This is a genomic window from Flavobacterium glucosi (assembly GCF_048286535.1).
GTDB lineage: Bacteria > Bacteroidota > Bacteroidia > Flavobacteriales > Flavobacteriaceae > Flavobacterium.
Window position 1 is genome coordinate 274,070 of sequence record NZ_JBLVPK010000004.1, and the last position, 20,358, is coordinate 294,427.

The 20,358-nt window shown below is 34.7% G+C and carries 18 protein-coding genes; all 18 read right to left on the bottom strand.

The features are described from left to right. Window positions 1–78: 78 nt before the first annotated feature. Window positions 79–1,206: a glycosyltransferase family 4 protein gene (locus ACNQGD_RS09385; RefSeq protein WP_417999108.1), complete on the bottom strand. Its 1,128-nt coding sequence runs from the start codon at window positions 1,204–1,206 to the stop codon at window positions 79–81. 169 nt (window positions 1,207–1,375) lie between these two features. Continuing rightward, window positions 1,376–2,368 carry a glycosyltransferase family 2 protein gene (locus ACNQGD_RS09390; protein ID WP_417999109.1) on the bottom strand — a complete coding sequence of 331 codons (993 nt, stop codon included), beginning with the start codon at window positions 2,366–2,368 and terminating at the stop codon, window positions 1,376–1,378. Next, a complete protein-coding gene (locus ACNQGD_RS09395; protein ID WP_417999110.1) occupies window positions 2,365–3,909 on the bottom strand; it encodes a glycosyltransferase family 2 protein in 1,545 nt (514 codons plus the stop codon). Before ACNQGD_RS09395 ends, ACNQGD_RS09390 begins: the two co-directional genes overlap by 4 nt. 4 nt (window positions 3,910–3,913) lie before the next feature. Then, entirely contained in the window at window positions 3,914–4,723 is an 810-nt protein-coding gene (locus ACNQGD_RS09400) for an FkbM family methyltransferase (RefSeq protein ID WP_417999111.1), read from the bottom strand. Further along, a complete protein-coding gene (locus ACNQGD_RS09405) occupies window positions 4,720–5,871 on the bottom strand; it encodes a glycosyltransferase family 4 protein (RefSeq protein WP_417999112.1) in 1,152 nt (383 codons plus the stop codon). The genes ACNQGD_RS09400 and ACNQGD_RS09405 overlap by 4 nt, the downstream gene beginning before the upstream one ends. Before the next feature lie 75 nt (window positions 5,872–5,946). Beyond that, window positions 5,947–6,822 carry a hypothetical protein gene (locus ACNQGD_RS09410; protein ID WP_417999113.1) on the bottom strand — a complete coding sequence of 292 codons (876 nt, stop codon included), beginning with the start codon at window positions 6,820–6,822 and terminating at the stop codon, window positions 5,947–5,949. After that, window positions 6,819–7,520 (bottom strand): hypothetical protein, encoded by a 702-nt coding sequence (locus tag ACNQGD_RS09415; protein WP_417999114.1) that lies wholly within the window; start codon window positions 7,518–7,520, stop codon window positions 6,819–6,821. The genes ACNQGD_RS09410 and ACNQGD_RS09415 overlap by 4 nt, the downstream gene beginning before the upstream one ends. A 191-nt stretch (window positions 7,521–7,711) precedes the next feature. Then, the gene (locus ACNQGD_RS09420; protein WP_417999115.1) at window positions 7,712–9,145 is read right to left on the bottom strand and encodes an MBOAT family O-acyltransferase; all 1,434 of its coding nucleotides are present in this window, start codon (window positions 9,143–9,145) and stop codon (window positions 7,712–7,714) included. 30 nt (window positions 9,146–9,175) lie between these two features. Next, window positions 9,176–10,264, bottom strand: coding sequence for a glycosyltransferase family 4 protein (locus ACNQGD_RS09425; RefSeq protein ID WP_417999116.1), 1,089 nt, complete (start codon window positions 10,262–10,264; stop codon window positions 9,176–9,178). After that, on the bottom strand, window positions 10,261–11,652 hold the full coding sequence (locus ACNQGD_RS09430) for a hypothetical protein (RefSeq protein ID WP_417999117.1): 1,392 nt from the start codon (window positions 11,650–11,652) through the stop codon (window positions 10,261–10,263). The genes ACNQGD_RS09425 and ACNQGD_RS09430 overlap by 4 nt, the downstream gene beginning before the upstream one ends. A gap of 64 nt (window positions 11,653–11,716) precedes the next feature. Continuing rightward, window positions 11,717–13,477, bottom strand: coding sequence for an asparagine synthase (glutamine-hydrolyzing) (asnB, locus tag ACNQGD_RS09435; protein ID WP_417999118.1), 1,761 nt, complete (start codon window positions 13,475–13,477; stop codon window positions 11,717–11,719). Next, window positions 13,477–14,175 (bottom strand): acylneuraminate cytidylyltransferase family protein, encoded by a 699-nt coding sequence (locus ACNQGD_RS09440; RefSeq protein WP_417996940.1) that lies wholly within the window; start codon window positions 14,173–14,175, stop codon window positions 13,477–13,479. Before ACNQGD_RS09440 ends, asnB begins: the two co-directional genes overlap by 1 nt. Further along, complete coding sequence (neuC, locus tag ACNQGD_RS09445; protein ID WP_417999119.1) at window positions 14,175–15,335, bottom strand: UDP-N-acetylglucosamine 2-epimerase; 1,161 nt, start codon at window positions 15,333–15,335, stop codon at window positions 14,175–14,177. The genes ACNQGD_RS09440 and neuC overlap by 1 nt, the downstream gene beginning before the upstream one ends. Next, window positions 15,332–16,348, bottom strand: a complete 1,017-nt coding sequence (locus ACNQGD_RS09450) for an N-acetylneuraminate synthase family protein (RefSeq protein WP_417999120.1) — start codon at window positions 16,346–16,348, stop codon at window positions 15,332–15,334. Before ACNQGD_RS09450 ends, neuC begins: the two co-directional genes overlap by 4 nt. A gap of 92 nt (window positions 16,349–16,440) precedes the next feature. Next, window positions 16,441–17,154, bottom strand: a complete 714-nt coding sequence (locus ACNQGD_RS09455; protein ID WP_417999121.1) for an FkbM family methyltransferase — start codon at window positions 17,152–17,154, stop codon at window positions 16,441–16,443. 58 nt (window positions 17,155–17,212) lie between these two features. After that, on the bottom strand, window positions 17,213–18,130 hold the full coding sequence (locus ACNQGD_RS09460; protein ID WP_417999122.1) for a glycosyltransferase family 2 protein: 918 nt from the start codon (window positions 18,128–18,130) through the stop codon (window positions 17,213–17,215). Between the two features lie 20 nt (window positions 18,131–18,150). Next, window positions 18,151–19,365, bottom strand: a complete 1,215-nt coding sequence (locus tag ACNQGD_RS09465; RefSeq protein WP_417999123.1) for a glycosyltransferase family protein — start codon at window positions 19,363–19,365, stop codon at window positions 18,151–18,153. Window positions 19,366–19,543: 178 nt separating this feature from the next. Further along, on the bottom strand, window positions 19,544–20,335 hold the full coding sequence (locus ACNQGD_RS09470) for an FkbM family methyltransferase (RefSeq protein WP_417999124.1): 792 nt from the start codon (window positions 20,333–20,335) through the stop codon (window positions 19,544–19,546). Window positions 20,336–20,358 lie beyond the last annotated feature (23 nt).

A 20,358-nucleotide genomic window follows, 5' to 3' on the forward strand; every position in this document is an offset into this window, starting at 1 on the left:
ATTATCTTCTTAATTTGTCCTTCTTACTTTCATCTCGCTTCTTCCATCTTACCTCTTGCTTCTTCCATCTTGCTTCTTCTATCTTGCATCTAAAAACAACAACTCCTTTATTCCTTCCTCAAAAACATCCAAAGTATAGTTTCTGGACCAATCCGAAGCTTTGGTACGCATATTCTCAAAACCGGCTTCACTCCTGATAACAGTGAGTATTTGAGCAACATCCTCCTCCAAATTCAATGTAAGCAAAACCCCGCGTTGTCCATAATCTAACATAAATGGAACACAAGAAACAGCAGTAGCGACTGGAATACATCCCCAAAACATCCCTTCAGCGACCACTTTGGGCCAACCTTCACTTGCCGAAGGCAGAACTACAAAATGACTGTTTTTATACGCTGTTTTTATAGTTTCGAGAGGCTGATTTCCTTTCAAATGAACATACGATTCCAATTGATTGTGTTTAATATAAGTCTCCAAGACTAATTTCTCACTCCCATCTCCGTACAAATGCAAACTAACGGCAACACCTTGTTCGTGTAAACGCGCTACTAACTGAATGGCATACAAGGGATTTTTACCCAAAACTAAGGCTCCAGCAAATACAAAATGAATAGTAGTAAGACGATCCAAGCGCAACAAGGGAACTTTATCTGATTCACTATAGGTAGCAGTAAAAAAAGGTTTTATATTTTCAGAACGGTCTTCCCATTCTCCATAGACCATCACCTGCATCTTTCGGGTTAAAAAAGTAGTATTCAAAATCCATCGCTGCAATTGATACGTCCAGGGTTGTTTGGATTTGGAATCCCAATTCCCGGCATATTTGGCAGTTTTAGGAGTATTAGGAAACAAAATCTGGATAAAACATCCCAATAACCCTACATTACCTGGACATCGTAAATGAATGTGATCCGCGCTTCGCATCGCTAAAAAAATACGCCAAGAGATACTGGGTATTTTTAAAACAGAAAGAAAGATATTTTTTAAATCCAATACATCAAAAGAATCAATCGGTATAAATTGAATGCGATCGTGTTCATAACAATCAGCTATCGAAGAAATGGATTCCGCAACCTGAGGAGCTACAATAATTAATTCAGATACATACTTGGACCAGACATTCATTTCACGAACATACGGGGCATAAGCATAGTAATTATCTTCTTTTACTATATGAGGAACATGGGTGATGATAGCAAATTTCATTTATAGGTAAAATTAAAAGAATCTTTTTGCTTCTTCGATTCATGATGTGTGGATATGGAAATAAAAAATAGACATGCAGTTAAGCTACATTTCATGCATACCTATTATCCTTTACGATCAAGTCTCAAAAAAATTAAGAAAAGTTGATTCAATTAGTTTGTAAAAATATTTATTGGGGCCTATGGAGAAATAAACTCCACCAACCCACTGTTCTGCCAATAGCCTCGGTCAAAGCTTCCTTTCGTTTACTAGTTGTAAATATATTGCTAAATCGAATCAATGTCAAAAGTATCGTTATGGAATGCCATTTTATTTTTGCATCTAAAGACGGTTTAGGATTTTTAGTGCGCCAAACATACCATCCGTTTCGAACAACCATTTTTCCATACTGATATTGGTTGGGTCTGCCAGAAGGGTGATGAAAGTGATGTAACTGCACTTTTGTATTGACCACATTCTTACCAAACTGCAGAGCTCTAATGCAAAAATCAGCATCTTCATACAAACCATATCCTTCAAAATAAATTGAAAATCGCAAAGAGTCAAATACTTTTTTTCGAAAGGCAAAAGACATGCCTATCAGCAAATCGACTTCGTAGCTTTTACCATTTAAAGGAAAACCACAATTTTTGCCATGAGAATAGTCCGGCATTTTTCCAGCACCGAGATTAGAGTGTAAACCCAAATAATTACGAACTACATTGCGTTGCCCTTCTTTGTACACATACCCTTCAAATTGAACATACTTATGCCTATGATAGGTTATATTAGGTCTTATTAAACTCCAATTATTCTCATTTATGGCTACACCACCAACCCCGGTAATTGACTCGTCAGAAGCAAATGTCGCAATCAATTCCTGAAAATAGTCCGGTAATAATTCAGTATCATCATCCAGAAAAGCAATCACATCACTTGTAGAAGCTACTCTGTCCAATCCGTAATTTCTTTGTTTTGTTAAACCACGAAAGTTCTCTGGAACTAAAAAATAGCAAATATTCGCAAATTGATTTTCCTGCAACAACTGTTCAGTTTCACGGTTAGTTGATCCATCAATGATTAGGATTTCATCCGGATATACCGTCTGACCTTCTACCGACCGCAAAAGTTGCAGTAGAGATTGAGGGCGCATGTAAGTGCAAATAATTAGAGAATACTTCATGCTTCTTTTTTTAATTCATTTGCCCAAAAAATGCTTTGCTGCCATTGTTTTTGAAACTGGTTATAATAACGAAGTGGATTTTTAATTTTCTGATATTGATAGTACTTGAAAAATAAAATAGTTTTATAACCCAATCGCTGCTCTACTGTAGTATGCAAAATTTTATACAACATAATTGTGGGGGAAGGTTTGGGCTGAATAGCATCATTTTGCCATTGTAAAACAGGCTTTGTTCTAAAACCACCAAATGGAGCTTTTAAATGTAATATTTCCGGCTCCGGTAGATACAAAACATCAGTACCGATATTTCGCAATTGCATCCCAAAATCACCATCCTCTCCGTACCCAAATTCTAATGCCATATTAAATTTGACTTTTTCCAAAAGGTCTCTTCTCACGATACTATTACCAGCACCAAAAGTAGGCCATTGAATTACTTTAGTATACCTCTTTATTTCATTCTTTTGAGGATAAGAAACCGTCACAACTGGGCTTCCAAATTGTTGTATTAGTTTAAAAATGTCAACCAATAAATTAGGGGTAAAACGATTATCATCATCCGCTAAAAATACCCATTCACTTTGGGTTTGATTCAAAGCTAAATTTCTGGCATGGCAAGCACCGGATTGATGTATAAAAACATGCTGAATATCGAAAGGCCATTTTTCTTTGGTAACATAATCCAATTCCGTCTTGCTCCCTTCAGATGGATTTTGTTCTACGATAATGATTTTACGAGGCAATTTCACTTGCGCAGCAAAATCTTTTAATACGTCATATAAATAGTCGCTTCTTCCAATGGTCGGAATAATGACATCAATAGTTCCCTTAGCAATAACAACTCTTGAGGACTGAACAATAATCCCATCTAAGTTTATTGTATTGGTATTTCTATTCTTATAAAAAAGAGAAATAATCATTGGAAACACAGGAAATTTTCTTTCGTACAACAGAAAGTTTAACAGCAACAAAAACACCCATCGTGTTTTATAGTGCTGTTTTACAAAACGAAAAAGAACCAACGGATTCTTTTTAGCGGGGTTAACAGTTGCAAGATGTTGTTTCAAAAGTTTAGGTTCTGAATAACACAACAACCCTTTTGGCATAGCTAGTTTTGCTAAAGAGCACAAAAAATAGTCAAAATTTTTATCGAAGGGAATTTCATCTTTTAAAGCTAAAAAAACAGCCGACTGAATACCCCCAACCCAACTGCTCATTTGCCATGTTGGGAAAGTTACAGTACTATTGACCCTCGCAAAAAGAGATTCATCTATGTAACCAACATTCGTATCTAAATAAGAACTGCAAAAAGGATTATAGGAAAATAAAAGTTTTTTATGGTGGAATAATTTTTCAATTTCAAAAATATTCAATTGCTCTTTTAGACTCAAATGACACCAAACTAAAATCTCATCTGGAAAATCATTTGCCAATAAAGCAACAAACTTGGCTATAGTTAAATGGTCATTCTTCTTAATTTCAAAAGAATCAGCATTCCTTAGCGCGACAACTTTAGTTTCATTATGATAAATAATTATCATAGCACTAATTTTTTAAGGAAGGCCCTGCAAACGTTATAATTTCATTTTTTCTGAATCGGACCGTTTGATAAGGATAATTCATTTTTTCGAAAAAGGCCTCCACTTTAATATAAGTAGCTGCTCCATCAACGATATGATAAGATGCTATGGCAAAATTAGGCTTTAGATTTCGTATCGTTTCCTCACAACCGGCCAAAGCTTCTATTTCGGCCCCTTCAATATCCATTTTTATGAAATCTAATTTGTTAATGTTATTATTTGCAACCCAATCATCAATTCGTACGGCTTCTTTTTTAACACATTTATCACTGTCTGGAATCCAAATGGCAGAAGATCCAACGGTACCTGCTTCATAAAAATCAATCCACTTATTTTCATCCCAAAGCAACAATTTTTCAATTTTAATATTACCTTGAAGATCATTGTTTAAATCTATATTACGGTTAATCCGCTCAACATTATAAATGTCTGGTTCAAAAGCATAAACAATCCCTCCTTTACCGATCAACTTAGAAAATAAAATTGACAAATGCCCACAATTGGCTCCCGCATCGAGAACAACATCATTTTCTTTAACTTTATAAAAATGCTGGTAATAATTAAAATCTGGTGCTATAAAATATAAAGCTTCATTGGTTACCATCGCTAAATCATGAAAAGTAGTCTTATACGTAAGCGAAGTGCCGGCTCTTTGCACTAATTCATAAAAAGTATCTTTCGGTTTATTGATGCTGTAATAACCCCATTTGATTTTCTCTTTTATACCCCCATTAGGAAAAATGGCACTAATAATTTTTTTTATCTTTTTCTTCATTTTGATGCGATAACATTTTTATAAAACAACAAACTCTGTTGGGCAACCACTTCAATAGAAAATTTTGCTACTACTGATTTCCTTGCTGCTAAACCAAATTCCGTTCTCAAGTATTCTTGATCTAGCAACAGTAAGATTTTCTCCGCATACGCCTTATGATGGGTCGGATGTTCCAAAAAACCATTAATTCCATCATCAAGAACCTCTGTCGCCCATCCAATAGTAGAGGCTACAATAGGTTTCTGAAGCGCCATCGCTTCAAGCCAAGAAACAGGCAACGCTTCTGCAAATGTAGGAAATACGCACACACTTGCTTGTTCTATTTCCTTTTTTATTTGACTGTAGGGAACACTCCCTAAATAAGTTACATTAGGAATGGCTTCTAATGAAAATAGTGCTTGCATTAGCTGCCAAGTTGATGGAGCTCCTGAAATAACATCGGACGCATCCCGCCCAACCAATACTAATTTTGCATTAGGATTTTTTTTAATCACTTCGTTAAAAATCAAAGGCAATTCTAACAATCCTTTTTTTCGAATTAAGGTCCCAAAATAAAGAACAATAGGCAAAAGAGTCGTTTTTTGATGTTCAACTTCAAAAGTAGCACAATTAATACTATTGGGAATAATGGTAAATTTCTTATTGAAGCAAAATACCTCATTAGTCACATCGGCTGTAAACTGACTTACAGAGAGCAAACCATCTGCTTGCTGTAAAGCGCGTTTTTCATGAAATTTATTCTTCCATTTTACGGGTCGTTGGTCCAAATGACAAAAATAAGTATCAGAGCCGTTCAATCGAATCACGATGGGGCATTTTTTAGGACTTATAAAAGAAGTAATCCCGGTCCAATCAGGTGCTTCTACCACATCAATTTCTTTGCTCTCATACAAACCATCAATTATTTTCTGAAGTTTTTTTCGGGTAAGGTACCACGACAATCCTTTCAATTTCACATTTTGTATTTGTTGCACTACGATACCAGTATCATCAAAAATAGCCTCTTGTTTTTGGCCATAAACCAAAACACGAACAGAACAACCTTCCGCCAGAAGCCCAATAGCTAAATTCCTGATGCTGGTACCAATCCCCCCAGAGCTCCCGGTCTTCAAATGTGGATATTCAGGAGTCAGGAAAGCTATTTTCATACATTATTTTTAAGGATGGTTATTTTTCCAAAATGGGACCCTACTAAATTTTCGTCTAAAGTAAGGACCACAAATTTATTTAGTAAAAAAATCACTGATAACGATACTGGTAAATTTCTTGGCACCAGCATCATTCAGATGGCCGCAAGAAGAAAAGTATCCATCACCCTGCACTACACCTTCATAATTATGAATTTCAGGATACATTTTAATGACTTTTTCAAAATAATCCATACCTATTACAGTACTGCACATTGGGGTTGTAACCACAATCAGATTAATCTGGTTCGTTGTACAAATTTGCTTAATTTCTTCGTAATACTTGTTATGTAAAGGCTTTAAATTAGCGATATTATTTTTCATATTGCCTTTTTTATTTCCTAATGGATAATAACCTAAATGATTTAAACTATTTGTGGTTGCTGCTATAGCGGTTTTATACGCCTCTCGAAACCCAATACGGGCATCAAATACAACATAGCGGTAAAAAGGAATATAATACAAGGCTCTAAAATCGTTCTCTTTCGAAAAATGATCGCGAATGGTTTTGGATTGATGGATATAAGGTAAAAATCGCGCTGAAATGCCTTCAGCTCTTTGTTCATTAGATAAATTCAAGTCAGCCTCCAGCAGAACAGTCTTTATTTTATAATTCCGCTCCACCATCAACTTGAGTAACAAAGAAGCTTCAAACAAATGTCCTCCGCTCATCCCGTAATTGAAAGCTTTCAAACCTTTTTGTTCAAACAAAGGGGCTACAAAATGATTATTAGCACGGGAGGAACCCAAAATAATGACATCATAATCCTTATTTTTAGAAGTATAGACCTGCTCTACTTTACTTCTTTTCGAAGAATGGGAATAAATACTGGTATATGTAAAATCTAAAATCACTAACAAAATCAATGTCAGTATTAAAATTTTAGAAATAAACAAGAAAAAAGATTTCATGGTTTTTTATCGGTTAACATTTTTTGAATGGTATATATTGAAAAATATGCTGCTCCCTCGGCATTTAAATGAGTACAATTTTGAAACATTTTATCATCAGCCACTGCAGTCGAAAAGTCATATAATCCAGGGATTTTCTCTTTTAATTTCTCCATAAAGTCTAAATTTTTAGTATGCTTACAAAATGGAGCACAAAAAAAGACGAGTGATATTTTATGAATACGGGCAAATGCAACTATTTGATTATAATATTTATTTTCAGCATTTATCTCTTGAGGCAAAGCATTTCCATGTTGAAATGAATTTCCTTGTAAGGCAGTAAATCCTTTATTTTTTAAAATATTGGTTTCTTTATTAGCAACATTCAACAGTAACTCTCGTAATCCAATCTTTACATCAAAATAACTGTACCTGAAAAATGGAACATAATACAATTGCTTTTCATTACTAAAATGCCTGTAAAAATAGTCTTTCGTTATTTTATTTTCTCGTACAAATGGCATGAGCTCATGTTGCATAACATTAGAATAACCGTTTTCGAGATTAAAAATATAATCCACTTGTATAAAAATTTTTTCGGTTTGAATATTATATTCTTTGATAAGCTGAAGCATAGTGTACACATCCCCTAATTTTGTAGCTTGAAAACCTAAATTGACAGCTGTTTTTCCTGTCTGTCCCTCAATTATAGCAGGCATAATGGTATTATCTACTCGAGAAGAACCTAAAAAAATATAGTCTATTTTTTTATTTTTGAAACTTCTAAAATACTGAAATTTCGTTCTCGGTTTAGCATTTTCATAGACTTTTGTAAAAGAATAATCTAAAAAAGACAAAATCGAAATAACAAGCAAAAAAATAAAAACAATATATTTTAAAAATGCTCTCATTAAAATTGAAAATAGATAAATTCTTTATAATCTGAATACGTGCCCAAAGCGATAATAGCAAATAGACATAGCGCTAATTTCACCATACTATACTTGCCCGAAATAGGTTCTATTTGTCTACGACTGTTCCATTCAACTAAAATAAAAACAAGTACCAATAAAAGGTTCTCGTAATTGTACCGCTCATGCTCCAAATATTGTACTGCAAAACTCTTATTAGTAAAAACACGACTTATATATTCCACTGCGTCACCGATAGATTTAGCCCTAAAAAATACCCAAGCCAAACAGGTTAAGGCAAAAGTACTCAGCATGCTTCCCAATACCTTAAAAGAGGTCAAGTCCCAATTTAAAGTTACCGTTTCCATATTGGATCGGTTCTTATTTAAAAGCAATAAAGGTAAAAAATACAGCGCATTAATAAATCCCCAAGCTATAAAAGTCCAATTGGCTCCATGCCAAAACCCACTCACTAGAAAAATAATAAAAGTATTCCGAACTTTCATGGTCATTCCACCACTGCTGCCCCCTAAAGGAATGTATAAATAGTCTCGAAACCAAGAGGAAAGGGAGATATGCCAACGACGCCAGAACTCGGCTATATCGCGGGAAAAATACGGATAATTAAAATTACGCAACAAATCAATACCAAACAATTTAGACATACCCAAAGCCATATCCGAATAACCTGAAAAATCACCATAAATTTGAAACGCAAAATAAACCGCACCCAATACTAATGACAGCGAATTCATCGATTCATAATTATCAAAAATCGCATTCGCATAGGTAGCGCAGGTATCCGCAATGACAACTTTTTTAACCAAGCCCCAGATAAATTGGTAAATACCTTCTTTGGCTTTCTCAAAATCAAAGCTGCGTTTTACTTTAACTTGTGGCAATAAATGTGTCGCTCTTTCAATAGGACCTGCTACCAATAAAGGAAAATAACTGACAAACAAAGAATAATCCACAAAGTTATATTCTGCCTTAATTCTTTTTAAATAAATATCAATTACATACGACAAACCATGAAAAGTATAAAAAGAAATCCCTACAGGAAGTACTACATCCAGCAAAAGCGGACTGGTTTGTAAACCAACACCATTCAACATTTCTGAGAAAGAACTGGCAAAAAAATTATAATATTTAAAGACACCTAAAAAGCCCAGATTGATACTGATGCTCAACCAAAACCAAATTTTACGACCAGTTTCAGTCTTCGCTTTTTCGATTCGAATACCGGTATAATAGTCCAAAAAAGTAGAGAAAACCAATAAGAACAAGAAACGCCAATCCCAACAGGAATAGAAATAATAACTCGCTATAATTAAGACTGCGTTTTGGGTACTTTTATTTTTGTTAAAAACAAACCAATACAGTAAGAATACGATAGGCAGAAAAAGAGCAAAGGAGAACGAATTAAAAAACATAGACTAGTGTAACTAATTGATGATGCAAAATTAAAATTTATTATTAAATAACAATGCTAAATGATTTTCAACCATGTGATCCAATGAAAAATGATTTTCGATAACAGCCCTGGTATTCAATTCAATTTTCTTTTTTCCTAAATACACTTGTTCTAGGAGTGTGGTCAAGGCATTAACATCCTTCGCCTTGAAAATATATCCATTTTCACTATCCAATACAGCTTCTTCATTTCCGCCAACATCAGTCGTTATAACAGGTACATTAGCAGCTAAACTTTCGAGTATAGACAAACTAAAACATTCCATGTGGGTAGGTTGCAACATATAATCATACTGACAATAAAGAGCATTTAAATTGGGCTGACTACCCATAAATCTAAAATTAGAATCTAATTTATGTTGGTGCACACTTTTAATTAAAAAATCTTTAAGGGGCCCATCGCCAAACAAATCGATCCGGATTCCTGATAAAATCGGGGAAGGCAATTTGGAAACAGCAACTATCAAATCTTGAATACCTTTAGATTCCCGTAAATGAGAAACAACTAAAAAATTGGGATGAATAACGTTCCTTTGAGTTCTTACTTTAATATCTTTAATAACAACTCCATTATAAATAGTCCTTGTTTTAGATCGCACCTGAGTTCCAAAATCACTTATAATTTCTTTCACTGTATAATTGGATACTCCAATAAACTGGTCAATATATTTAGAAAACAAAAAACCTTTGATTTTCTTTTCCATTTTCTTCTTAAAAGGATAGCCATCTATCGGACGCGGATTGTGATCAATGGCAACTACTTTAGCTTTACTGACTTGTTTTATTTTTTTAAAAAAAGGAGTACACAATTCTATAAAATGCGTAATAATAAAAGAATAAGGGGTTTGGTTTTGAATACAAAAATCAAGAAAATAATTCTCTACGTTTTGATAGTTACTATTAAAAATAGTGAGCTTAGAATAGTCTCCATGTTGGGATTGATTAGGAAAAAACCAATCAACCTGAATCCCATTTTTTTTACATTTTGCATCAAACATCCAGAAAAAATAATCCATTCCGCCTACTCTTTCGGGTAGCAGTTCATAATTACAGATAAGGGCTATTTTTATTGGATTCATGTCCATTCGAATAAGGCAGCTACAATTCTTTTACTGGTACCCTCAAGAGGTTTACTTACCTGAAGTTGCATTAATTTTTCTCTGTTTAATTGATCCGCTTCCGGATACAAATAGTACAAATTAATAGCATCAATAAGTGCTTGTTCATTCTTTGCAATTCTCGTCGCACCACTCTTTACTACATTCACAATATGTGCATAATACAAAAAACGTTGATCATCATACAAACCGTTCTGACGATTCCCAAAAACAGGATTAATAACGGGTTTATCAAACTGCATGAAATCCAAACTCATCGTAGACAACATATTGATATTAATATCTGCAAATTCCAATAAACTCCTCAAATCCTTAATGTCAGCTATTGTTGGAATACGCTGAGACCAAGCTTCCTGATGATTCTCTCTGCTTTGGATCCACTTAGGATAATTCCATTTTATAAAGGGATATTTCTCGACTATACTTTTAAAACGAATAGGGTCTTCTGCAGGAGAAGTACGAACTATCAGGTTAACATCTGGAATCTTTTTTTCTAGTACAGCCTTGCATATCGTTTCAATATACAATTCATCATTTTTACTGGTAGCAATATCACCACAACTAAAGCAAATTGTTTTCTTACGAATATCTAAATTAAATGCAGCATAAAATTGCTCTTTGTCAGAAGCATATCGATCTAAAACATAAGGTTCAAATTGCGGAGTACCAACCACTATGACATTTTCAGCCTGTACTGCCAAATAAAATTGCAACAGCTCTTTTTTCATTAATTCACTCCAAACTAAATAATAGTCAAAATCACCAGCCATTCTTCCTTTGGAAGCCAAATTATCCCAACTAAAAATAAAAGAACCGGTCTTGATTTGCAATTGGGCAGCTGCATAAATAAGAGGAGCAATAAAAGGAGGACGTTGATGAGTGAAAAACAAATTAGAAACACCGTGTTCTTGTAGAAGGGCAGTATATTTTTTTGTTATCTGATGAGAACTAAATGTCTTTTGTTGATAGTGATTATACCTTTGTATCCATTTTTCGGAATGAATGATTCTTGACCAAACATGAATAAGACGTGTCGCAAATCCTCTTGGATTTCTTGCTTTGGTTTTTGAGGCTTTTAAATTATCGTTTATCCCAAAATTTCCTTTAGTATGTATTTGTAAATGGGAAACCTCTTTTGCTTTTCGAAAAAACCAAGTAAAAAAATGTTCGTTAAAAACCTCTAGTTCTACAATAGTACAATTCAAATCTAAAGAGTCATAAACGTTTTTTGGCAAACAGGAAAAAAGAACAACAGAATCAAATTGTAGCTTTGCTTCAGTCATAAAATCGCTTAATATAAAATTGCGATAGCCTACACCGTCAGTAATAACTATTCCTATTTTTTTCATTATATATCCTGCTAAATCAGCTATTATTCTTCAATTATCTATTTTTATTTGCCTTTAATTCAATCTATTTTTGAATCATCCAATATAAACTAATACACTGCCAAAGATGAAAACTCGAATTTTGGTTCCCCTCAAAATAAAGATCCAACTCCGTTCGCAATTCCTTTAAATCAAACCAAGCAGAAAACGAAGAGGTTTTGATTGTAGCAAAACAATGCGTAACCCACTCTTTCAAATCTTCCGCTAACCATTCTCTTTGTGGAGTTTGCAAAGGGCGTTTGGGTGCAAAAACCAAGTTATCATCCAAATATTCGGAAGCTATTTCTCGCAACATAAATTTAGTGATACCACTTTTTATTTTAAAGTCTAATGGTAACGAAAAGGCAAACTCCACCAATCTATAATCCAAAAAAGGCTCTCGCAATTCTGTAGAATATAGCATTGAAATTCGATCATTAAACCGCAAGGCTCGTGGGATTTTTGTGTAGAACAAATCTCGGTATTGTTTATTTAAAATCACATCCTCAAAAGGTTTTGGATACACTGGTTTTTGTGCTTTATTCAAAAAAGAATTGGCAAGTATATTCGTTTTGAATGGTGAATCCGTAATCCCTTGAATGATTATATCATTTTCTTGGGTATAATAATCATAACCCGCCCATTGCTCGTCCATACCTTGACCATCGAGCAGAACTAATACCTTGTCTTTTCGGGCTTGTTCGAAAATTTTAGCGTATGCCAAAGTAGGAATTCCTCCATAAGGCTCATCTTGTTGCCACGCCATTTTTTCGGATAAATCAGGAACCTCATCGGCTTGAAGAAGCACTGTAGTCAACGGGTTATTAGTTTTGGCTATCATTTGTTCCACCCAAGGTAATTCGTCATAATCTGGATTATCAGAATAGAAAGTATAGGAATTGATTCTTGATTGCTGAGTAACAGTTGCCGATTTTCGGCTTTTTATAGTAGCATTGATATTGCCACTACCTTCCTTTTGTAAATTGACTAAGGCTAACAATACAGAACTATCTAATCCACCACTAATAGTAAATCCGACTGGGACATCTGCCCGAAAACGCAAATTAATGCTGTCTTTTAAAAGAGTAACATAGTGTGCTTTGGCTTGCTCAAAAGTTAAGTTTTGGGGTTGTTTAGCAACCTCATCTTCAAAGGAATACCATTTTTTTACATGTAACTCTTGATTTTCGTATTCTAAAAAATGCCCGCCAGACAATTGTGAAATACCTTCCCAAAAAGTTTCCTCGGGATTGCCATAGGAACCATAGGCAAAATAAGAAGCCCATACGTTCTCATTGGGGATTTTTGAAATTCCAGCCGCATGAATGGCTTTTATTTCAGAGGAAAAATAAAGAGAATTGTCTTTTAAAGCATAAAAAAAGGGTTTTACACCAAATCGGTCTCTGGCCGCAAATAGTTTTTTTTCTTGAGCATCCCAAATCGCAAAAGCAAACATACCATTGCATTTTTGCAAACAGGCTGTACCATAAACAAGATAAGCAGCTAATAAAACCTCGGTATCCGATTCCGTTTTAAAAGTATACTGTTCCTGCAACTGGGCTTTCAGCTCTATATAATTATAAATTTCTCCATTAAAAACCAAACTATACCGTCCTGAAGAATCTAAAAAAGGTTGGTTGGACTGAGGAGACAAATCAATAATGGCCAATCGGTTGTGCCCTAAAGCTGCAAAACCTTCATCAAAAAAATGTCCCGTACTATCTGGACCACGATGATGCTGACTAGTCAACATAGCATCCAATTGAACACTTTTGTAATCGCCTATTATCCCTGCAATACCGCACATTATTTTTGTTGTTTTTTAATCATTTCCTCTGCTTTATCCCAATCCGCCAAGGTATCAATATTGACATACAATTCGGGGTCCGATTCAATAAAAGCAGTTGATTTTCCATACAAAGAACGGTCTCTTAAAAGCACTTCAGTTGTAGTAATATAAATACTGCCATCCCTATGATAGGCAGTTGGAAGCTCCTGCCGCCTACTGATAATCTGTTCTTCGCCTGTAGCAATTTTTAAATTCCCTCTAGAATTCACCTCAAACGTCCAATGAGGGTTGTATTCATGGGGTACCTGTTGTACCGAAACCAAAGAATCACAACCACTTGCTATAAATTTTTCAATGGCGGCATCAAGGAAACTAACAGTCCTAAATGGACTTGTCACCTGAAGCAGGCACACCGCATCAAAGAAAATATTTTGAGCTTGATACCATTCCAAAGCATGAATAATAACATCAATAGTAGGAGTTGTATCTAACGCTAATACACTAGGTCTAATGAATGGAACTGCAACTCCCAATTCCTTGGCTATTGTTATAATTTGTGGATTATCACTGGACAATATGACTTCTGAAAGATAATGCGATTGCAAGGCTACTTCTGAAGTATAGGTCAATAATGGCTTACCTCCTAGGTTTTTAATATTTTTTTCTGGTACTCCTTTCGAGCCACCACGAGCTGGTATTAAGCCTAAAATTCGCATTAGTAGGTAATCGTTTTATGAAACTGCAACGGTAATTGCAATAATAAATCAGCAATATACACCCCTGCATTCCCGTTTCCATAAATAGGAGACGAAAGGGACTTCCCTCTTGTTATAGCAAATAAAATTGCCACTTCAATTTTCTCCTGAGAATAATCAACATCAATACTGTTACCGCCTCTGTCTCTTCTATTTTGTCGGGAACCGATATTGACAACAGGGATGCCCAAGAAAGCACATTCACGAATCCCAACGCTGGAATTCCCAATCAAACAAGAGCTGTGCTGGAGCAACTGCAAGAAATCTTTTCCTTCCATATTTTTAAAAAAGTGAACATTTGGTAACTGATGTTGTTCTCTAAAGGCACGAATTCCAGTTGAAGTACCATCTGCTCCAGCATCAACATTAGGCCAAAACCATAACGTAGGTTTTTTTAAGGAATGAATCGCTTCAAGTGTGGCTTCAATATGCTTACGGGAGTCTTGATATTCTGTGGTAACTGGATGCTGCATGACAACTAAATACCCTTCAGACAAATCTGGTTTTGCCCCCACGCCACCATACTTCTCATAAGGATCAAAAGGAAGCGAGGTACTTTGCAATACGGTTGTTGCTAAATCAATGGAGGGGCATCCAGTATTAAAAACTACATTAGGCTCTTCTCCTAATTTAATGACGCGTTCTTTTGCATTTTCAGAGGCTACAAAATGATAATCAGCTAATTTGGTAATAGCGTGACGCACTTTTTCATCAATATTTCCGGTCACTTCACCTCCTTGGATATGTGCTAATGGAATGTTCATATAAGACGCTGCAATAGCAGTAGCCATCGTTTCAAATCGATCGGCAACAGTGACTACTATGTCTGGTTTTAAATTATCAAAAACAGTGGATAATTCCAAAATACCTATTCCAGTAGTTTTGGCTGCGGCAGTCAAATTCTCTCCTTCCAACACATTAAATACTTTGGCAGCGATGGTAAAACCATCTTTTTCAATATAATTAATAGCCGAACCATATCGATCTAATAAGGCTGAGGCGGCGACTACCAATTGCAAATCCAAATCTGGATGTTGTTGAATGGCAGACAAAACCGTTTTAACACGGCTGTAAGAAGGACGTGCTGTAACAACTACAGCTATTTTTCGTTTTTGATTCATACTAAATCATCTTCATTTAAAAAATTCCATTGCTTCATATCGGACGTAAGTGTTCTACCAATAACTTCATGGTATTTACTGGCTAAAACACCAAATCCTTTTGGTTTTTTAGCTTCCAAATCCTCGAAAGTAAGAATATGATTTTTAGGCAAATCCTTGTTTACAGCTAATGATTTTTCAAAAATTTGCTTTAATGGGGCTAAATAAGTAATGTCATTTTTATCAATTGGATTTGACAAGGCAGTGGCTATATTTCGAACAGCAAATACCAAATCCTTAGTTTCTGAAATGGTCAATGAAGCTTTTACATCAGGCCCAAAAAGCTGCCGATCAAAAACAACATGAAATTCCAATATACTGGCTCCTAAAACGGTTGCTGCAATACACGTTTCCATTCTGGCCGAATGATCCGAAAAACCAACCGCCACACCATATCTATTTTTCAATTCTTGAAACACATTCAATCCATATTGTTCTGGCATAGTAGGATAGGCTGTAGTACATTGTAGAATGGAAAAATCGACGTTCCTTTCTTTTAAAAAAGCTACAGCATTGTCCAATTCTTCATAAGAACTCATTCCCGAAGATAAAATTACAGGCTTCCCGGTTTGGGCAATTTTTTCTAAAATCAAAAAGTTGTTGACTTCACCCGAACCTATTTTGTATTGTTGTAGACCTATTTCTTCCAGCCAATCAACTGCTAAATTACTGAAAGGGGAGCAAATAAAATCAAGACCCAAACGCTCACAATGTTGCTTGATTCCTCTCCATTGCTCCAACGAAAAACTCATTCGTTTCCAATAATCAAATCTCGTTTTGTCCTCTAAGGAGAATTTAACCCGAAAAGGTTCGTGGATGCTACTTTCGGCTTCAGCGATATGCATTTGAAACTTAACCGCATCAACACCAGTTTGTGCAATAGCATCGATATAAGAATATAATATTCCTAAACTGCCTTCATGAGCCTGTCCGATTTCTGCAATGATATAAGGGGATGATTTTTTTGATGACATAATTTAATTATTGGCTTGATATGATACAAAAATAGGTATTATTCTGGTTGCCAATATACTTTAGTCTTACGAAGCAACCTAGTATAAATATTCTAATTCATAAAATTTTTATTAATGAATAATGCATCTGTCTTGGAAGCCAACCCATCATTAGTATAGAGAACATCATAAAACTGAACTAATTCAAATCCATTTTCCAAAAGAAAATTATAGATATCACCAAAGGAGGATTGTCCAACATAATTTTCATTAAAAAATATTTCAACATAGACAAACTGGATTTTATTTCGCCCCATCATTTCAGAAGCCCCTTTCAAAACATTAAGCTCATAACCCTCAGTATCCGTTTTCAATAAATTGATATGTGATACAGCAATGTTTTTACAAAACTCATCAATGGTAACAACATCAACTATATAGGTTTCCAAAATTTCAGCAGTACCATAAGCTCTTTTCAAGAGGGAATTTAAGGCACTCCAGGAGTACTCATTAAATTCTAATTGACTAGAGCTTGAACCAACGGCCAAATTATGAAGACTTACAGTATTATTCTTAAAATTGTCCTTTAAAGATTTAAAACATTTTTTACTGGGCTCAAAAGCATGGATTTTTGCATCGGGATAATTACTGCTCATCTTTTTTATGGTTTGTCCCCAATTAGCACCTATATCAAAGAAAACTAACTTATTCCCTATTAACTCTTTTTTGATTGCCACAAATACATCTTCATCAAGAAGCAAAATCTTACTTGTTTTAGAAATTTTATACCCAATAACTTTTAATATTTTTTTTAATATTTTTTTCATTTTATATTTTTTTGATTGACTACTAAAAAAAACACTTTGCAATTTTGGCCCCTATTTTTTAGCTCTTTACCGGCTGCCAATAGATTTTTGCTTCTGGCAATTGGTTATAATCCTTATATTCTTTTTCCGCCAAGCGGTTGCTATTTTTTAGAATTCTCGGAATATTCCAAATCAAATCCAGCAAAGCTAAAACAATCGCTTGCAAGGCCTTGAAATCGCCCTTGAACACTTTCAGTTTGAACTGTATCCACAGCGAATACACCATTTTACTTGGAATGCTGCCAAGAGGATAAAACAAAAAATACAAATACCAACCTGAACGCAAAGATCTGCGTAGCCTGATTCCATAATCTGAATTGTTTCTTCGAGATTTCACATCCACCCTGTGATTGACTAAAACTTCCGGCAAATAATTTACTGTCCAGTTCTTTTTAAACAATTGAAAAGAAGCAAAATTCTCTTCGCCATAAAACACAAACCATTCGGGATAATGGGGAATAGCACGCCAAGCTTTCATTCGCCAGACGTGGGCGCAACCCACAAAACTTTGTACTTGTTGTGCTTTTTCAATGGAACTTGCTGAATTTGGCTCTTTTAATCCCCAAAAAATACGCAAGGCAACTAAGCCACAATTGGCATTTTCTTCAAAATACTCTTGAATTGAGTCCAATGGCTTTTCAGTAACAAAATGGGCGTCATCGTCAAGCGAAATGGCATAATCGGCTTGGGTTTCGTTCAGCATCTTGTTCCTGCAATAAATATACCCCTTGGAAACAGGATTGCTTTCTAGTCGAATGTTGGGAAAGTTTTCTTTTAGGTATGCCTGAGTACCATCAGTGGAACCGTCGTCAAAAATCACGCATTCCACACGATCCTCTTGTAAGAAGTTCTTGATTTTCTCCAAGGTAAAAGCCAAATCGGTTAACCGATTCTTGGTGGTAATGAGGATGGAAAAAGTGGGTTGTGAGGTTGCCATTTTAAGTAGGTATATATCCTTTATGATTTCGTTTCGAACAATACTTTATCCAACATTGTTTTAAAATTTTCATCCGAAAAATAATCCCCGAATGGGTACACCGCTTCATTAGAATTCATCCTATTGACAATCAGGTTTTCCAGTTTTTGCTTGATTTCTTCTAGGTCGGTACTGCTGGCAATATACTGATTGTCTTTTATTATCCTTCGCATTTCACTTCTTTCTGGAGAAATCGAAAGAACAGGTTTCTCGGTTGCCGCCAAAAATGGGGCTTTTCCCACCAAAATATTGCAATACAGAGGACCGTTTTCCAGAATAATGTTGATGTCGGCTTCATATATTTGCTCGTAGCAGGAATTGGAAAAAGTGGACATATCCAAGATTACGATATTGGGAGTATTTGCATATTTAACTACCAATTTCTTTAAATCTACTCCTTTTAATCGCAAAACAAACTCCGTATTTTCCTTGTACACGGGATTATTTTCGATCAAATCTTGATAGGCATCCAAAAGAATATGGACATCCCTGCCAAACTGGATGGCACCGTGATAAGAAATCATTATTTTTTTATTCTTTTTTAAAACAGCACTGACATCAGACAAGTCAAATACACTTTCATCGTAATGATGAGGCAAGTTGTAAAATTTTTTTCTGCTCCCATATAAAGTTTGCAAGTCTTCCGACATTAAGCTGGCCGAACTCATGCAACTTTTGGCTTGAGTAACCACTTCGAACATTTCCTTTAGTTGAAAAAGTTCCAAATTAGTCAATGAAATATTGGAACCGGGATACCAAAACAAGGGATAAGGATCGTGGAAATTAACGATGGCTTTTTTTAAAATGGGCAAATCTTTGCAACCCAAAATCGTTTCATGGTGTATTCCAGCACTTCGAATAAAAATATGGTCGTAATTGTGGTAGTCCACTTGGGCAATACATGATCTATACACTTTGTTAACATGATTTCTGGCTAATGAAATATGGAACAACCGCCAATAGATTTTATTGAACCATTTAGTGAAAAATGGAGTTTTGGGTTTTAAAATATGCGTTTCAATGGAATCAATCGGCAATAAATCAAGTCGATCTTCGCTGCCATCCTGCTTAATATACACTACATCTATAACTGAATCTGGGTAGGACGATCTTAATTTTGCCAAAAAAGAACGGGATATAATTCCTTGACTGGTTCCCCAAACTCTTAAATCTTGTTCTATTATTAAAAATTTCATTATTTACATATTACTTGATTGAGAACAAGATAATCTTGATTCTCCCGCAAAGGTCTAATTTGACATTAGAGATTAAATCTTCTTTTTAGGGCTCCTTTTTTCTGTGAATCATCAATCTCAAAAGAAAATAATATTGAAAATCCATTATTTCATTTTTTAAATATAGATAAATAACAAACTATTGCGCTATTAATTTTGATTTAACATACCAATCGTCCCATTTTGACAAGCCAATATATTTCCTAGTATAACCTTGTTCCATCAAAAGATTATATATTTTTTCTCTTATTGGAGTGTAATTATGCTCACAAGTAATGATACTAAATTCATATTTTGAAAAATCAAAATTGCTTAATATTTCGTATTCACTACCTTCAGTGTCAATGGAAAGATAATCTATTTTTTTAGGTGCATTATATTTGTCCAACAAATCATTCAATGAAATAGTATTTACACTGTAATTTTGCCCAACTTCTCTCAATATAGAGTGACAGTCTGTTTTATTATAAGTACTTACAGTTGACAATTCCGCAGCAGAATCAACTTGATTAAAGTTTAATACCGATTTTGAATCACTCCAAACACAATTGGTTTCAATATTACAATTTCGATTGGACTTCAACTCTTCGTGCCAACATTTTGCGGGTTCAGCAAGTATTCCATTCCATCCAAATTCATTTTCCAAAAGAAAAGAATTACTTAAGTCAATCCCGTTGGTTGCGCCAAACTCCACAAAAAAACCATCTCTCTTAAAATCTAGTTCCGCTAAAACAAATAAATCTTGTTTCATCTGAGATTTCGATTTTTCTATTAAAGAAGCCAACTTAACTAATTTACCTTCTGGAATCTCATTTAAGTATTTAATATTTTTCTCGTATTCCTCATATAACAAAAAATGGGAATATCCCGTTACACCTATGTTGAACTTTTTAAATATTGCTTTCAATAATTTAAATAACTTTTGTTTCATTATTTTTGTTTGTATTTTTTATA

Coding starts and splice junctions, on each gene's coding strand:
- ACNQGD_RS09450 (WP_417999120.1), bottom strand. CDS start 16,348: ATGTCATCAAAAAAATCATCCCCTTATATCATTGCAGAAATCGGACAG.
- ACNQGD_RS09390 (WP_417999109.1), bottom strand. CDS start 2,368: ATGAAGTATTCTCTAATTATTTGCACTTACATGCGCCCTCAATCTCTA.
- ACNQGD_RS09470 (WP_417999124.1), bottom strand. CDS start 20,335: ATGAAACAAAAGTTATTTAAATTATTGAAAGCAATATTTAAAAAGTTC.
- ACNQGD_RS09410 (WP_417999113.1), bottom strand. CDS start 6,822: ATGAAATCTTTTTTCTTGTTTATTTCTAAAATTTTAATACTGACATTG.
- ACNQGD_RS09420 (WP_417999115.1), bottom strand. CDS start 9,145: ATGTTTTTTAATTCGTTCTCCTTTGCTCTTTTTCTGCCTATCGTATTC.
- ACNQGD_RS09455 (WP_417999121.1), bottom strand. CDS start 17,154: ATGAAAAAAATATTAAAAAAAATATTAAAAGTTATTGGGTATAAAATT.
- ACNQGD_RS09400 (WP_417999111.1), bottom strand. CDS start 4,723: ATGAAGAAAAAGATAAAAAAAATTATTAGTGCCATTTTTCCTAATGGG.
- ACNQGD_RS09425 (WP_417999116.1), bottom strand. CDS start 10,264: ATGAATCCAATAAAAATAGCCCTTATCTGTAATTATGAACTGCTACCC.
- ACNQGD_RS09460 (WP_417999122.1), bottom strand. CDS start 18,130: ATGGCAACCTCACAACCCACTTTTTCCATCCTCATTACCACCAAGAAT.
- ACNQGD_RS09405 (WP_417999112.1), bottom strand. CDS start 5,871: ATGAAAATAGCTTTCCTGACTCCTGAATATCCACATTTGAAGACCGGG.
- ACNQGD_RS09465 (WP_417999123.1), bottom strand. CDS start 19,365: ATGAAATTTTTAATAATAGAACAAGATTTAAGAGTTTGGGGAACCAGT.
- ACNQGD_RS09385 (WP_417999108.1), bottom strand. CDS start 1,206: ATGAAATTTGCTATCATCACCCATGTTCCTCATATAGTAAAAGAAGAT.
- ACNQGD_RS09430 (WP_417999117.1), bottom strand. CDS start 11,652: ATGAAAAAAATAGGAATAGTTATTACTGACGGTGTAGGCTATCGCAAT.
- ACNQGD_RS09415 (WP_417999114.1), bottom strand. CDS start 7,520: ATGCCTGCTATAATTGAGGGACAGACAGGAAAAACAGCTGTCAATTTA.
- ACNQGD_RS09440 (WP_417996940.1), bottom strand. CDS start 14,175: ATGCGAATTTTAGGCTTAATACCAGCTCGTGGTGGCTCGAAAGGAGTA.
- ACNQGD_RS09395 (WP_417999110.1), bottom strand. CDS start 3,909: ATGATAATTATTTATCATAATGAAACTAAAGTTGTCGCGCTAAGGAAT.
- neuC (WP_417999119.1), bottom strand. CDS start 15,335: ATGAATCAAAAACGAAAAATAGCTGTAGTTGTTACAGCACGTCCTTCT.
- asnB (WP_417999118.1), bottom strand. CDS start 13,477: ATGTGCGGTATTGCAGGGATAATAGGCGATTACAAAAGTGTTCAATTG.